12 protein-coding genes are annotated in these 15,945 nt (G+C 50.0%); 5 read left to right on the top strand and 7 right to left on the bottom strand.

The genetic code is table 11. The features are described 5' to 3' along the window. Positions 1–546: 546 nt before the first annotated feature. Positions 547–876, top strand: coding sequence for a hypothetical protein (locus H6G21_RS09885; RefSeq protein ID WP_190573226.1), 330 nt, complete (start codon positions 547–549; stop codon positions 874–876). Positions 877–951: 75 nt separating this feature from the next. On the opposite strand, the gene H6G21_RS09880 is transcribed toward H6G21_RS09885, so the two are convergent. Continuing rightward, positions 952–2,718: a family 10 glycosylhydrolase gene (locus H6G21_RS09880; RefSeq protein ID WP_190573225.1), complete on the bottom strand. Its 1,767-nt coding sequence runs from the start codon at positions 2,716–2,718 to the stop codon at positions 952–954. 274 nt (positions 2,719–2,992) lie between these two features. Further along, complete coding sequence (locus H6G21_RS09875) at positions 2,993–4,543, bottom strand: AAA family ATPase (RefSeq protein WP_190573242.1); 1,551 nt, start codon at positions 4,541–4,543, stop codon at positions 2,993–2,995. A 485-nt stretch (positions 4,544–5,028) separates the two neighbouring features. On the opposite strand from H6G21_RS09875, the gene H6G21_RS09870 reads away from it, so the two are divergent. Beyond that, positions 5,029–6,093 carry an Hpt domain-containing protein gene (locus tag H6G21_RS09870; protein ID WP_347278002.1) on the top strand — a complete coding sequence of 355 codons (1,065 nt, stop codon included), beginning with the start codon at positions 5,029–5,031 and terminating at the stop codon, positions 6,091–6,093. 57 nt (positions 6,094–6,150) lie between these two features. Here H6G21_RS09870 and H6G21_RS09865 read toward each other — a convergent pair whose 3' ends face one another. After that, positions 6,151–8,187: a plasmid pRiA4b ORF-3 family protein gene (locus H6G21_RS09865; RefSeq protein WP_190573224.1), complete on the bottom strand. Its 2,037-nt coding sequence runs from the start codon at positions 8,185–8,187 to the stop codon at positions 6,151–6,153. Between the two features lie 135 nt (positions 8,188–8,322). On the opposite strand from H6G21_RS09865, the gene H6G21_RS09860 reads away from it, so the two are divergent. Together H6G21_RS09860 and H6G21_RS09855 are read left to right on the top strand one after the other, a co-directional pair. Beyond that, on the top strand, positions 8,323–9,657 hold the full coding sequence (locus tag H6G21_RS09860; protein WP_190573223.1) for an aromatic amino acid transport family protein: 1,335 nt from the start codon (positions 8,323–8,325) through the stop codon (positions 9,655–9,657). 138 nt (positions 9,658–9,795) lie between these two features. After that, entirely contained in the window at positions 9,796–10,815 is a 1,020-nt protein-coding gene (locus tag H6G21_RS09855) for a glycosyltransferase (protein ID WP_190573222.1), read from the top strand. Between the two features lie 246 nt (positions 10,816–11,061). On the opposite strand, the gene H6G21_RS09850 is transcribed toward H6G21_RS09855, so the two are convergent. Together H6G21_RS09850 and H6G21_RS09845 are read right to left on the bottom strand one after the other, a co-directional pair. Further along, positions 11,062–11,502: a hypothetical protein gene (locus H6G21_RS09850; protein WP_190573221.1), complete on the bottom strand. Its 441-nt coding sequence runs from the start codon at positions 11,500–11,502 to the stop codon at positions 11,062–11,064. Between the two features lie 644 nt (positions 11,503–12,146). After that, positions 12,147–13,379, bottom strand: coding sequence for a glycosyltransferase (locus H6G21_RS09845; protein ID WP_190573219.1), 1,233 nt, complete (start codon positions 13,377–13,379; stop codon positions 12,147–12,149). A gap of 162 nt (positions 13,380–13,541) precedes the next feature. Between H6G21_RS09845 and leuD the strand changes: the two genes are divergently transcribed. Further along, complete coding sequence (gene leuD / locus H6G21_RS09840; RefSeq protein WP_190573217.1) at positions 13,542–14,141, top strand: 3-isopropylmalate dehydratase small subunit; 600 nt, start codon at positions 13,542–13,544, stop codon at positions 14,139–14,141. Between the two features lie 62 nt (positions 14,142–14,203). Here the strand turns inward: leuD and H6G21_RS09835 are convergent, their stop codons facing one another. After that, positions 14,204–14,884 (bottom strand): CYTH domain-containing protein, encoded by a 681-nt coding sequence (locus tag H6G21_RS09835; protein ID WP_242041742.1) that lies wholly within the window; start codon positions 14,882–14,884, stop codon positions 14,204–14,206. Then, entirely contained in the window at positions 14,868–15,866 is a 999-nt protein-coding gene (locus H6G21_RS09830) for a carbohydrate kinase (RefSeq protein WP_190573215.1), read from the bottom strand. The genes H6G21_RS09835 and H6G21_RS09830 overlap by 17 nt, the downstream gene beginning before the upstream one ends. Positions 15,867–15,945 lie beyond the last annotated feature (79 nt).

The following is a 15,945-nucleotide window of genomic DNA, read 5'->3' as shown; positions in this document are numbered from 1 at the left end:
CTCTAGTCCCTAATAGAATGCTAAATTAACTGCTTTTTCTGGATTCTTGTAAAAACTCTCTATTTTTTTAAGCCTGAGTAGTTACGCTTTTTCCTAGTTTATTCCGACTTGTGTGTACACGGTAGCCTGCGGGAGAAGGGCCGGGGATGAGAACGGAAGAAAGCCCAAAAATTTAGAGCCACCCCGTTTGACATCACAAACAAGAGTGGCTCGGTCAGATGCTAAAATCCTCATCAAGCCTCCTTGCTGGTTAGAACAGCGCGGGGGAATAGCTACCCGGAGTTGTTCGCCGCAACAAAGGGTAGTGCCCTAAATTTTTGGATCCCAGCGACCCCATGCTTCATACCAACCCATTGAAAGAAGGATGTCCATGGCGATCGCTCTGAAAAACTACACTACGGACAAAACCACCCCAAGTCAACCGTATAGTGTCAAAAAATATTAACCTTGTTTCCTGGAAGAAAAATAGCCCAGTTTGAAGAACAGTCTGTTAGCTAAGCTAGAGAAACCGACGAATCCTGCAAACTCACGATCGAACTTGTAACCATGGCTGATATCCCTATCCAAGAACTCACCACCCAAATCGGGCAAGCCTTGACGCAATTGGCTGCAACAAAGATTACTAAAAAATACTGGGTGGATTATTACGGAGCCAATGACATTCATCCTGCCAATTTAGTGTTCTGGATTTGCGTGCAAACAGATGCTGAAAAACAGAAACTAATCAACGATCGGGAATTTATGCAGCAACTGCGCAGTATATTGGATGATTACAATTATCCAATAGCAGGCAGAAACCAGGTGGTAATTGGGTTTGAATCCCAGGAAACGGTGAATCGAGAATCTGCTGGCAACTGGTGGCACCACTGGCGCTAAAGCATCACGCTATTGATGGAAAGGCTATAGAATTGTTGTCCACTCCTGCAATCATTTAAAAGCAAATTGAAAATATTAATTACAATTGATTGGTGGGATTTCTAGCAATTCTTTAAAATCAGCTTTACGTTGACTGGCCGATTCTCCAGTCATGTTCCATAGCGTTTCATAGAAAAAGAACGAAACCCCGCCATAGCCCCGATCGCGCGTTGCTTTCACCTGCTGCTGAATTTGCGTCATAGGCACCTTCTTGCCCCGCAATCCTGATAGAATGCCAACCCCAGTAGGAATATGCTTCTGGGCCGCTACGAATTCGGGTTGAGTCAGTTCCCGATCGAACCCTGCAAAACTATCCTTGTAGACCTGCACAATTAACTCTTCAATCAACCCCTGCCGTTCCCAACTACGCCAATCCTGAAGCGACTTGTTGTAGGCAAAACTGTAGGGATTCGGTGAGAGGGAGATTTTGGCTTTGGGATTCTTCGCCTTCACCGCTTTGAAAACCTTCGTCATCACCTGGGTCATTTTATCAGCTCGCCAACGCACCCAGCCAGCATCATTCACAGCTTTGGGCGGTTGCTTGCCACCATTCTCCTTCTGATATAACGCCACCGTCGCAGCCTCATAGCCAAACTCTACAGGTAAACCAAAATGATCATCAAACTGAATCCCATCCACATCGTAACGACCCACAATCTCGGTCACCAGATCAAGAATGAATTGCTGAACCTCCGATCGAAAGGGACTGAGCCAAACCCGCACATCCGAACCTTCCAACCACGTGGTTTCTCCCGTTTGAGTTTGCGCCAGCCAATCCTTCGCCTTTGCCGCCAGTTCCGAATCCGCTGGAGCCATAAAGCCAAATTCAAACCAGGGAACAACCGTCATCCCCAGCCGATGGGCTTCGGTAATCATTTCCTGCAAGACGTCCCGCCCCTGTAATCCTGCGGGACGCGGGTCGATCGCCAAGCCGATTTTGCGCTGCATGACTTCACTGGGATAGAGCGTGTAGCCCCAATTCCACACGGCAGGATAAATCGTATTAAACCCCTGAGCATGCAGTGTTTGAATCGCAAGTTTTAAGCGATCGGCATCAAAAAAAACATCACTATCAATATTCGTCAGCCACACGCTCCGAATTTCTTTGCATTGGGCAGGAGATGAATTCGGAATCGCTGGCAGATAGGTTTTGGCAATCAGTCCGTTCGTGCTGGGTAGTGCTTGGCAGAGAAAGGCAGCGAGTTCTGCACGGGTGGCAACGCGATCGGCGTTGAGCTTCTGGGCTTCGGGATAATTAACAACAACACCTTTCTCCAGCGCAGCAGCGATCGCACCTTCGGCGTAACTGGGAATGGTTTGGGCATCTTTCAGGCTGGCCAGGGTCGCTTTGACCGATCGCTGGGCCTTCCATTGGGAGCCACTGGCTAAGGCTGTTAAGGCTTGGGCACGGGTAATGGCCGCATTGGGCCGAAAGGTACCGTCGGGAAAACCTGAGAAAAATCCGGCGCGGTAGGCTTGCTGGATGGCGGCGGCCCCCCAAAAGGCGGCGGGTACATCGCGAAAGGTTTGGGCCGATCGCACGGGGGCCATCTGGGGAAAGGCTTTGGTCACCATGGCGGCAAAGGCAGCACGGCTCACCTCGGTATCTGGGCGAAAGGTGCGATCGGGATAGCCGCTGATGATGCCCGTTTCGTTGAGGTTGGTAATGCAGGCAGCGGCCCAATGGCCGGAGAGATCGCTGAAGGCGGGGCTTTGGGCGAGGCTGGAGGGACTGAGGAAGAGGCTCAGGCTCAGTTCGCAGGCCATGATTGAGCCCGTGATTGAGCCCGTGATTGAGCCCATGGGTTTGCAGATTCGGCGCAATCTAACCATAGTCCCCTGAATGCTCCTATCCGATCAGCCAAGCATTGACGATTGATGCTGTCTATTGTCAGGGAGAGGTCAGGAGATGCCAAAATTTTGTAATGAAATTCAATGTGAACCTTCGATCGGGTAATCCTGAAGTGAAAGTCCAGCAACGCTTCGTTCAACAATTTTGATTCAATTCGATTCGATTCCAATTACATTCGCCATTGCACTAATGCATATATACATACGATAGATACATTAATCATAGTTATGCATGAATCACAGTAATGACCCGACCTGATTCTGTCCGTTGTTCCTCCGATCTCAACCGCTGTTCGATCGGTAATACTTCCTTGCGTCGATCGAAAATGACCAACCAGCCAAACTCCAACCCTAACCGGGCCAAATATCCCTCAATCTGCGTCAAGCCCCGCGCTAGTTGATCTCGACCATCATCCCGCTGTACTTTAATTTCAATGCCTAAAACAACAGCCCCATAACGCAAACACAAGTCCATCCGATCGCGCCCAATCGCATATTCCCGCTCTAACGTACCACCACCATTGACCACCCGATGTAAAAACGCCATCAGCACCAAATGGGGTGCAATTTCATGGTAGGCCGCACTGTTTAATAACGGTTCTCCATGCTGCAACCAGAAAGCCATAAACGCTTCTCGCAACGCATCCAAATTTAATTCCCCCGTGGTCGTTAGCCAAGTCGGCGAAATTTTGGGTAAGCTGTCCTGTGCACCCTGTGCCAAGACTCGCGGTAGAATCTCCTGATAAATGGGATTTGCAATCACTAATCCCCCCTGATCCTCCCGGCGTAGTAACCCTAAATCCACAAGAAAATCCCGATCGTCGTCATGGGTCAAGGCCAATTCCTGCCCTGCCATGATTGGTTCCAAAATCACCCGCACCCGTTCTTCGCGTAGTCGCTCCGCGAGACTATCCAGGTGTGTATCTTTCCGCCGAATGAGGGTTTCTTTCGCGATTTGCAAATGTTCGATCGTAATTGCCGTTGCTGGGTCAGGAGCAATGACTTCAACAATTTCCTTGGCTAAGGCATTGACGAGCCAAGGCTGGCCCTGGGTCAAGTCAAATGCAAGCTGAATGGCCTCGGGTGTGAATATCTGTCCCGTTGCGACAGTGTGTTGGGCGTAGAGTTCTGCAACTTCTGCCGGATTGAAATTGCGGAGGGTGAATGAACCAACTTTAATATTAAATGGGCTGGAGGTCTGTAAATGATCCCGTCCTCCATTGGAAATTTTGTAGTCCCGGACATCCCGTAAACCAATCAAGCCGATCGACTGGGGGAAGTTCTTGGGCCGATCGGGAAATCCATCCCGCAGTTGCCGCAGCATGGACAACAACGCCTGATCGCGTAATGCATCAATCTCATCAATCAAAATCACAAGGGGGCGGGGGGATGCCTTCGCCCAGGCTCTCAGGGCAGCTTGAATACGTTGTCCGGGGTCTGCCTGTGGCCAAGCGGGTGGGTGCAGTTCCTCGGGTAGGCGATCTTCCGCTGCCCGTCGCCAGGAACCTAGGATGGCCCGTTCTGCTTTGTCGGTGTCCTGGGAAAACGGTTGTCCCACTTCAGCGGACACCATCACGGCGGTAAATTTCCCCGCTGCCGTTAACTGTTCTGCCAGGGCTAACATTGCGGTTGATTTTCCAGTTTGACGGGGCGCATGGATGACAAAATAATTAGCCTGTTCAATCAACCGCACCAAATTTGGCAACCGTACGATCGGCGGTAGCATGTAGTGAAATTCAGGTTTGCAAGGCCCGGTGGTGTTGAAATGACGCGGTATCACAGTGCAGTCCTCGTCTTGCTTTGCAGCTTTTCTACTCTACCGAGTTTTAGGGTACTTGGGGATTAACTTGTAGGTTGTAGGCGACGCGATCGTTCAAAATAGAGACAGCCCACTCCCACGACTTTAAGTTGCCAAACCGCACGGCAAATCTGAATCTGGGACAGTCCATGGTGCTAGATTCAATCCTCCTCAGCAGCGGCTCTAGAGTTATCAAGGGACAACCCGATCGCCTAGCTCCACCAAACGTGATAGGATGCTGCGGATCTGTTTCAGTCAACTGGCTGAAAACCCTACGCAGATCGTGAGTTCCCTAGGGCGCTGGGCATACTCAGCATAAGAGAAGGTTCATCCTCCCAAAGTTATCTCATGCTGGGCTTCTAATTGTTCTCCAATGGTTTGAAGTCACAGCGGTTTCTAAATTTCTGGGATACCTTGGGGTTCAAACGTCGTCACCGTCTACTGATAAACTTGGGAGCCAAGCTGTGGTGCAATCAACCAAACAGCAGCAAATTTTAGGATATTTTATCGAAGAAGCTAAAGAGCACCTCGACACGATCGAACAGGGGTTGCTCAACCTTCAAGCTACGATGGCGGATGCTGAAGAAATGAATCAGCTGTTTCGGGCAGCGCACTCAGTCAAAGGTGGCGCGGCCATGCTGGGGTTCGACAGCATTCAAAAAATCTCTCACCATCTGGAAGATTATTTCAAAATCCTCAAAGAAAATCCGGTCAAAATCGATCGCAAACTTGAAGACCACTTTCTGAAAGGATTTGACGCCCTAAAAGCACTGGTAGAAGCCCTGCAAAGTCCCTTTGGCCTACGGCAGGAAGACGCCGATCGGGCATTGCGCGATTCCGCACCTGCCTTTGCAGCACTGGGTAAACACTTAAATGGCTTGATCTCATCGGAAGCAGCAGCGGCACCTACTAGCACCTTGCCTGCCAATGCAGCCGCTCAGGTGAATCAAATTCTGAAGTTGATGCTGCAACTGTTCAAGCAGGGGGATTCCCCCAAGGGGCGACAACAGTTGATGACGCTCTGTGTCAAGTTAGCGCAGCTCGATAAAACTTCGCAGCCTTGGGTGTTAACCGTACAGACCGCACAACGGGCGATCGCCAATCCCAATGCTAGTTTTGCCCACTTAGCTCCCCTGATCATCAAAGAACTGAAGCAGGCCAGCGACCTCCTCCTGACCGGACGAGCCAGCGAAATTCTGCCCAGCCACGCCTTACAAAAATTTGTGGGTACAGGCGGCCCAACCACGGCCCCCGCTGCAAAGGCTACACCCGCGCCTGCAAGCACCCCAACCCCGGTTCCCGAAACCGTGGCTCCCATGGTAAGTGGCAATGGGGTCGCCAACGGCAATGGAGTTTCTAATGGCAATGGCCCCTCGAACGGCAACGGAGCCTCGGCCCCCGTTGCAACCCGCCAGCGCCAAGTGGCAATTCCCGCCGACCCCAAAGGCGCAGCCCGTGCGCTATTGGATCACTTTAACAAAGGTGAGTTGATCCAAATTGCTGAATTCCTCATGAAGGCCATTCAATAAACTGGCACCTTGTTGCCCCGTTCAAAGCCCTACAGCCCATCACCCTGGACGAATTGCTCACCAAGTTTCATCGTAATCCGGGTACTGCTGTGGGGCTGTTCCTTTTTGTGCGCGAAGTTCTATATAGTTTTCTCCATCTGTAGCGGGTTCGATCGCCTCTAGCAAGATCTGAAATTCCCACCAGTCACCAAAGTCAAAGATGTACTTCATCAATTGCCCTACCCGTAAAGGCAGAGTTCCGATCGCAACCTTCGTGGTCTTGGGACGACCTTCAGCGTAGGGATGGTGCACTCGCTCAGTCATCCCGTAGGGCGTTACGTATTCAAACATGTCTAAATGCATCGTATCGTCAAAATCAAAGGCAGATAGAATAGCCCTGCCTAACTGATATAAAGGCAACCGGCTATCGATCGCCAGCTTGCGCCAAACTTTATCTAGGGAGACCTTGAAAACGTAGACTCCGTCAGAAAATTCGGGTTTATCCACCCACAAAGTTTGTTGCCAGTGAGGGAAATAGCTCTGAAAAGTTGGCTGAAGTTCACCCATTGGCATGTAAGGATCTTGCTCGAACTGCCAGATAAAATCATGGTTGAGCATAGCTTGACCGTAGAGTTGTAAGATACTGTGACCCCAGGGTTGTTGTTCAACTTTTTTGAGGTTCCAACCTTTGCCCTTAGCGGGTTTATCAGAGGTCAGGGTTACGAAGCCAAACAGGGCCATTAGGCTCAAATTATGTAGCCCTAAGTAGTATTTCAACAGAATGGATTCTGCTAAAGGTTCTTGTCTTTTCGTCGTTTTTCTCGTTGTCTGTGGGAGGTTCGGACTGAGGTGTGGCCAGTGGCAAAACACCTTTGCACCTTCGTTGAGAGGCGATCGTGCCTGAGGATCGAGCATCGCTTCGTGGCTACGGACGAGCCAAGCTTCCAGCAACGTGCAGTACTTTTCCGTAGGATTCAGCGTTTGCCAGGATTCCAGAACTTTAGTATTAATCTGTAAGAAGGATTTGCTGCCTTGACTCGCGATCACGGCTAATCCAGTGGCCTTCAGCAACAGATAGAGCCCTTGGATGTTGGGATAGGATTTCTGTTGGGGTCGCGCCAAATCCAATTGCAACGGGGTGGTTAAACGATCGTTGAGGTCTGCCAGGAACTTGAGGGGGAGTTGTTTCTGAGCGGCACTGACCACAATTCCTTGCCCGATCTCATCTAGTAGAGTTTGGAAATCTTGGAGGATCGAACCAGGGTGAGTTGCGTCAATCACTTGAGCCTTGAGTTGTACGATCGAGGCTTCTGAAAAAGGTTGAAATTGACTAATGGTCTCCTCAAAGTTGCGTTGGCGAATTTGTCGCTCAAAGGCTAATTCGTTCGCTACTGCCTCATCCTCATCCTCGCCCCCATTAAACCAATCATCAAGGGGAAATTCTTCGATTTCATCCTCGTCGTCTAAATCGTTCTCAAACTCTTCCTCTAAGTCGGAATCACTCATTAGGATGAGAAGCTGACCGAGCATTGGGGCGATCGAGGGGGGTTGGCCTGCTAGGTGGTTAGCTTGCAACGTTTGATTGAACTCAGTTTGGAACGCTTGTACAGCTTCAGGATCCTCCAGATCTACACCCGCAGCAAATCCCGCTTGCACAAAGGCTTTCGCTGACCCAAATTTACTGGAATCGTTGATGATAGATTTAAAATCTGGCTGTATTTTTTTAAGTGCATTCAGAATCGCACTTGCTTGGCGCAGTTTGTATTGCCGCTGCAGAAATTGCCAAAATGCGATTAATTCTGGAATCGTGGAATCCGCTTCATCGGGATGATGGAGGGACACCTTCTGAGGAAAGAGTTCGGTCAGAAGCGTTTTGACGCTTGTGGTGTTCATTTTAGTCAAGGGCCGTTGGCCGTAGACAAAGCCAAAATACAGAAAATTGTCCACCCAACTCCCCACAGAGTCTTCAGGCATCATGCCTAATTTAATCCAGTCCTGTCCTTCTGGTGAGGCCCGAAATTGCTCAATCAGTTCAATCGTGTAATTTTCCAGCAAGGTCTCTGCTGCGGGATCAGTAGGGCGGAGGCGATCGAGTTGATGAAGATTGAAGGTCATAATAGGACAGGGAAAAAACGATGCTTGTTGTAATGATTCCTAGAAATACCCCCAGAAGACAAGAAGCAAAAGCTTAAAAACAACTAAAACATAACCACAGTAGTCCCCTTTGAGTCCCCATTCCCGTTGATTTACATGGCCCAAACCCGTTTATTTTCCAATTTAGAGCTGACTGAAGGCCGATTGCACCACCAACCCGGCAGCGTTTTGGGAGCCACCGCCTTAGTGGCAGGCACCACGATCGGAGCTGGGATTTTGGCCCTCCCATCCGTAACCTTGCCTGCCGGGGTCATTCCTTCTACGATCGCGCTGCTGTTGGCATGGCTGTATGCCGTCGTTTCGGGGCTGCTCATTGCGGAAGTCAACTTGCACATGATGCGCCAATCGGGGGTGCCAACCCTAGGCTTTTTGTCCATGATTGAATTGACACTGGGCAAAGGGGGATCACGGTTAGCAGGGGCAGCTTACTTATTTCTGCACTATGCGCTACTCGTGGCTTACATTGCCCAGGGTGGTGAGATTTTATTATCCGCGATCGCGAAATTGAGTGCATTCATTCCCATCCCCCCTGTGGCAACCATGGCGACCCACCTAGCCGCAATTCCCTGGGTCGGGACGGCTCTGTTTACGGGACTCTTCGGAGGCATTCTGTATTGGGGACGATCGCAGTTAATCGAACGCTTCAATAACGGTTTAGTCGCGATCGTGGTGATGTCGTTTCTGGGATTACTCATCCTAGCGATCGGTCAAGTCCAGATTGAACAAGCGATTTTCCAGGATTGGACAGCCCTGCCCCCCGCCATTTCAGTAATGTTGGTGGCATTGTTTTTTCACAACGTCATCCCCGTCATTACCACCCAACTGGAAGGAGATGTACAAAAAATCAAGCGCGCAATCGTCGTAGGCTCGGGTCTTCCCCTCCTGATGTTCCTGTTGTGGAACGCGGTCATCCTCTGTAGCCTTTCACCGGACATTCGATTGCATATCCACGATATCCAAGGTCATTTTGATCCCTTAAAACTATTGCGAGAGGGCAGTTCTGGTAATGTCCTAGGAGTCATGGTTGCTATCTTTTCAGAATTTGCGATCGTTACGTCCTTTATTGGATTTGTCTATGGATTAATTGACTTCTTTCAGGATGCTTTCCAGATTCGCACCCATGATTCTAAACAACGACTTTCTCTATATTCCCTAGTGTTGTTTCCTTCCTTGGGCATTTCAACCTTTAATCCTGGCATTTTCCTAACCGCCTTGGACTATACCGGAACGTTCAGCATTTCCGTTTTGGGGGGAATTTTACCGGCGGTAATGGCCTGGAAGCAGCGATCGCTCTCTGTACCACCCCTCGTTCCGGGGGGAACTGCGACCCTGATTGCCATGATGGGAATTGCAGGAATCATTTTCCTGAGACAATGCGTCCAACAACTCCTGCCTGCCATCCTGATTGATACATTAAGCCTCGGATGGTGACGCGCTCAGATCGGGCTGGGAAAAGCAAAACACTATATATCTACATAGCGATAAGCCGGTTATCCATCAACGAGAATTTTGTGGGAAACTACTTCTGTGGTTGCACATGTGCAAGTGTAGGTAGAGGAGTGATCGGCGATGAATGGCAGTACAAAAGCTGAGGATTGGCCCACGTTTTCGATGATCTTGGAAACGGAAAATTTGGCCACGGCTGACCCACAGGGTTTAATGAAGTCCTTGGCATCCCTCGCAGCCCAGCAGCCTTCCCCCAGCTTGGCCAATGAAGTCTTACTGATCGACAGCGGAGATACGCCCCCGGAATTATTGGAAAGCCTGCAACAGCAGCACCCTTGGTTATTGGTAAAAACCGCACCGCCACAGACCGAATACTATGCGGCCAAGATGCTGGGGGCAGAGTGGGCGACGGGGGACATCGTCGTTTACTATGATTCCGATTGTATTTACGATCGCCATTGGTTACGCACATTGCTCCAGAGTTTTCGTCAGCCAGACGTGCAAGTCGTGGCCGGAGAAACCACAACCAACGGGGTTGGCCTCTATGGTACAGCCATGGCTCTCACCTACATTTTTCCCCAATATTCAGGGGAATCAGACCTACAACCAACTTCCCAATACTTTCTAAATAACGTCGCATTTCGCCGATCGTTTCTCCTGCAAAATCCCATTCCGACCGATTTACCGCTCTACCGAGGCAATTGTGTCCTCCATGCCCAAAATTTGTTGGCGGCAGGCCATCAGATTTGGCGACAACCCCAAGCCCGATCGCTCCATGCCCCGCCCAATGGCTGGAACCACTTCTTCTGGCGATTTCTGCTGATTGGGCACGATTTGTATTGGCAAAAGCGTTTATTAGCCAAGACGCCAAAATCACCGATGCCAAAATCGCCACAAGGTCAGCAGAACCCTACACTCACCCATGCCGAGGATCCGACCATTGGCGATCGGGGAAAGTTAGCAATTTTCCGAGACCGAGTCAGCAAAATGGTGCAGCGCGATCGTCGCCATGCCTTTTATTTACCCTTTTGTCTACCGATCGTGATTTTCTCTGCACTACTCATTTATGTCGGCTATCTGATTACCTTGCGGCGGCCCCACTATCTGCTACAAACCTTTGACCGCGTAGCAGAAACCCAGTAACCTCTCCCATCCGATGGGGCTAGATGGAAGACCACCCCCATAGGCTCCAAGTTACGACTTAACTTTTGTTAAATTGGGGAGCTTTCACGCTTAAGTTGCAGATTGATAACTTCTTCTCTGCAACTTGTGGATTTTTGATATGATAAATCCATTCAACTCAAAGTTCCTTTTGATCTCCATGAGCTCATTGATCTGAACAACCTAAAGTAGGTTTTCTCAACCTAAAGTGGGTTCTCTCAACCTAGCTTAAGCAGCGGTTAGGCTACAAATTTTGCACTTGATACGTTGTTTGAGTAAGAGTTCCAGAGGTAACGTTGGCACTTCGTCCAAAGTCACTACTTCCATGTTGTGGAGCAGTCGTGAATGGTAATTGGAGCACTCCTCAACAACATGAAGCTTGATGCTGTATCCAGTGCGAATATCCCAAAAGAGATGGGAATCTACATCAACGATCGTCAGTCGCTGATTGAGCAAGATCTTCTGAATCCGTTGTAAGCCGTCAGGCGTGACCAAAAGATCAATCATCTGCACCCGCTGGCTATAGCCGTAGAGTGCGAGGGCCGCAGCACCAGTTACAACATGATGAATTTCCATCCGGGTGAGGGTTCTGGACAGGAAAATTAAGGCATCCAGTAGATTGCCCTGCTGAACATAGACACTGCGAGGCATCGACAAAAATGCTGTCATGGGCAAAGCCTCCATACTCTAGGTTGGATTGTATAAGGGGAGGGACAAAATGTATCTGAGGGGTTGAACCCCGTAGGTTTACTAATCTAATTCACTAACAATAAACAAAGGTCCTGCAACATCCATCTGGGCGAATGTCAAATCGCAGCGATGCCATGGGGATGCTGTGCAGCTGAATATCGCTCAACGAAGCCATTTCAACTTTCCAGTGAGCAATATCCGCTTGAAAATCTAGTTTTTATCACAAACGTTTTAGGGACGGTGACAAACAAAGATTACTAAATAGATATAGAGATGTATCTAAATTATATTTTAATGTTTTTTTAAACTTTTTGTCTGTATTAGAAAGAACAACCTAGTTTTCCGTAGATATTTTATTAATTTACAGAATAATTTTGAGTCTAATCAAGACTGCCGCCAACTTTAGGTTTGGTCAAAGAAAGATTGAAAACACTAGCGGTGTTTGAATCTAATTTTAATCCTCAACCTATAGTGTATTAAATAGTGTATTAATAGGATATTGTTACAATTTAAAACCAAGCTCCTTCAAACCAAGCTGCAAAACTCAGTAAGCCCCGGAGCTGCGTAAATCAGGATTTAAACAGGCCAGAATTTAGGCAGGCCAGGATTTAAACAGACCAGAATTAGAGTTCACTAATTAAGCCGTCCTTCCGAATTTGTAACTTACGACCTCGCCAAAAGACCTGCTGGCCAAAGCAGCCAGCCAACCAGATGCCGAAGCTCATACAATCTCGTAAGGGCAAAACCCACAGCCAAGGCAATAGCCTGGGGGCTCCCATGGATAACATCGCAATTGCAGCTTGTCCATAGCGCAAAATGAGTGTAGCGATGCTCACTATTATCCCCCAATGGGGTGATCCCGACAATAGTAGGAGTGGGATACAGTAAACGATTCCGTAACAAAAAGCAATTGTGTAATAAATATTACCGCGATTGAAGCGAATTGTCCGTGACCACCGCAGCTCTCGTTGGTAAACCGCCTGCAAAGGTTCGTTGCCAGTATCGGATTCCATAATCAAGTGGGAGAGTTCCACGCGATAGCCTGCTGCTGCGACCCGTTTGCCCAAGTTGTAGTCGGAACCAATTCGGTTAAGGTGTAGTCCGCCCGCTGCTTCCAGCGTCGATCGGTGGAGGGCCATGGTCATCCCGATCGCGAACCGCAGGCCGCCATCCATGGCGCGGGCAATCAGGGCACTGGGAATAAAGTCACAGCAACGGCCCAGGGAGGCGATCGCTGAACCTAAGTGTTGCGGCGATCGGGCAATAAAGGCACAGGTAATCATGCCAATCTGGCCGTTGATTAAAGGCGAAATCACAGTTTGGATATAGTCTGGAGCCACCTGAATGTCGCTGTCTGCCAGAATCAGCCAATCGTATTGGGCTTGTTCGAGGAGATAGCTGAGGGTGCTGTCTTTGTGATTGACACCTCGGGGGGTGAGTCCAGTGAAGATGCGCACGCGATCGGGATAGTGTTTTTGTAATTCGTAAAGTAACGGAACTGCGGGATCATCGGAGTCAACTGCGCCGAACAGAATTTCGTAGCGATCGCACTGTTGATGACAAAGGGAAGTCCAATTCTCCCAGGCTCCGGCATCTAAGCCACAAATGGGAACTAAAATAGAAACTTGATTAGCAACGGAATCGACATGGTGAGAACTATTACTCGCAGCTTTGCGAAAGAAGTTCCAGGTAACTGCAATGCAAGCAAGATAGAAAACAATCGATCCTAAAATCAGAAGCAATAAAATTGCCTGTAGTCCTAACACGACGAGTGTTTCCAGTGGGACAGAACCCAGTGTGACCAATCCCAGTGTGACCAATCCCAGTGTGATAAATCCCAGTGCAACAGAGGCCATGGCCGATCGATTCCCCCCAGAAAACGCCCTTCACTCTACCAAATTTTGGCGTCTCCTTGAGTAGGAAGGCAGCGTTTCAGCCAGTCCCGTGAGCCGATATACTAGAACTTCTGAGAGTTTAAATACTTCTGAGAGTTTAAATCACGTTTGCGGAGAGGTGCTATGGTCAGCGAAGTGAAGTCGGTTACGGGACGAGGCGTTCCGTTGGTGGGCAATGATGTGGACACCGATCGGATTATTCCGGCTCGATTTCTCAAATGTGTCACCTTCGATGGCCTCGGGGAACATGCCTTCGCAGACGATCGGACGCAGTTAAACAGGCAGCATCCCTTTGATTTACCCCAGTACCAAGGAGCCAACATTCTGGTGGTAAATGGCAACTTCGGTTGTGGTTCGTCGCGGGAACACGCACCGCAGGCAATTTCCAAGTGGGGCATTCAGGCGATCGTCGGGGAGAGCTTTGCTGAAATCTTCTTTGGCAACTGTATTGCGTTGGGGGTTCCCTGTGTGACGGTAACACCAGAGGTGGCAAAAACCTTGCAAGCGCAACTACAAGCCGATCCGCAAAGGGCATTGACGGTGAATCTAGAGACGATGCAAGTAACCTGTGGAGATTTGGTTGCACCGATCTCGATGGGAGACGGGCCTCGGCAAATGTTTGTCACAGGCCAGTGGGATGCGACTGGACAACTGGTCGCCCAGGCAGACAGCACCCGTCAAGTGGCCGATCGCCTTCCCTACATTGCTTGGCAGGCCAGTTAATATCGGTCAAGTGCACGGGGCGGATTGTAGCTGGAAGATTGGCTGACCCTTTACCTGCCCTTTTACCAAGTTGTAAAGGGATTTTTGACGAGGTAGGAGTTGTAGTAGCGCCGATCGCCGGAAACTTCAGCCCCAACCCAGTCCGGAAGAACAACCTGCTGAGCTTCATCCTGCAATTCAACTTCCGCCAAAATTAACCCTTGGTTTTCTGCCAGAAATTCATCCACTTCCCAGATCACCTCACCTTGGGGAATTTTGTAGCGGATTTTTTCAATTTGGGGGTGCTCACAGACTCGATCGAGGAGTGCCTTCGCCCGATCGCTGGGAATTTCAAATTCAAACTCCGTCCGAGACAAGCCAACGGTTTTGGTTTTAATCGTCAAGAATCCCCGGTGGCCTGCAAGGCGAAACCGAATTGTATGATCAGCCTCCGTGCTTAAAAAGCCCTCCCGGTAGGTGATCCCTGCCTGCTCCCATTGGCGCGAGTGGATGCAGAGGGTCTCTAGCATCGCGATCGCATCCTGAATGGGAATGGTAAATTCATCCCGCACTTCCGGTAACTCTGCCGGGGCCGATGTGATGGCAATAAAGCCACTGGTACGGGCCGGGGTTCCCATGGTATGAACCCGAACCCCATGGCCCCGCTCACTCCGGAGGTACCCTTGGCGATACAGCACCCCCTCCGCCAAGCCCCGCCAACCTTCATTGCGGGTGAGAAATTTCCGTTCAATCTCCTGTGCCATGGCCGTTCATACGTTCCGTAAGGTGTAAAAAGGCATCGACTTCTGCGGCGGTAGGTTGGGCCGCGATCGCCCCCGCACGGGTCGTGGTTAAGGCTCCCACAGCGGAAGCGTAGACCACCATCTGATGGGCGATCTCCGCATTATCCAAAACCGCATCCCCCAGTTGGCAAAGCTGATGCAGAAATCCTGCCGTAAAACTATCGCCTGCGCCCGTGGTATCCATGACCTCGATTGCAAAGGCGGGAACCTGTCCTGCATGGCCGCGAATCCAGTAGGTACACCCTTTTTCCCCCGCCGTCATCAGAATGGCTTGCAAGTTGGGAAAGCGATCGGCAATCACCTGTAAATCCTGGGTTTGCAATAGCCAGTCCGCTTCCTCGTCGGTGAGCTTGAGGTAATCCGCACGATCGATCAAGTCTACAATCAAGGTGGGGGCAAAGCTGTCATCCTTCCAAAAGACAGGCCGCCAATTCACATCAACAAAAATCCGACGGTTAGCTTGCTGCATGGCTTCGACCGCATGGATAATCGCCGCTGCACTATTCGGTTCTGCGAGGCCCAATGTTCCAGTCACCAGATAATCAGCCGTTGTCAGCCAGTCTAAGGGAATGGCCGTGGCATTTAACTGCGCATCGGCAAACGTGCTGGTGTCAATGTTGTCTCGGAAGGCCGCGAATTGGCGATCTCCGGACTGGGAACGTACAACCATCACCGATCGGGTCGGTGCAGTTGCATGGCGCTGAACAGCGGTGGTATCCACCCCGATCGAATCTAAAAGTTGAACCAAAAGACTGCCTGCATCATCCTGTCCAACACAGCCAATAAATCCAGCCGGGGTTCCTAATTTGACTAACGCGCAGGCAACGTTGGCCGGAGCCCCGCCGGGATAGGATGTCCAGGATTCCACCCGATCGAGGGGCAGACCCGCTTGATCGGCAATGCAGTCCAATAGAATTTCTCCCAGGCAGCAAACACTCGCCATAGACAATTCACCCGAAACTCACAACGTACTGAAGACTCATAATTGACTGAAGACTCACCAAACTAACACTAGCAACCCG

The sequence above is a fragment of the Alkalinema sp. FACHB-956 genome (assembly GCF_014697025.1).
Lineage (GTDB): Bacteria > Cyanobacteriota > Cyanobacteriia > Leptolyngbyales > Leptolyngbyaceae > Alkalinema.
Note: the sequence above shows the minus strand (reverse complement) of the source record. Positions and strands in the feature narration are given on the sequence as shown.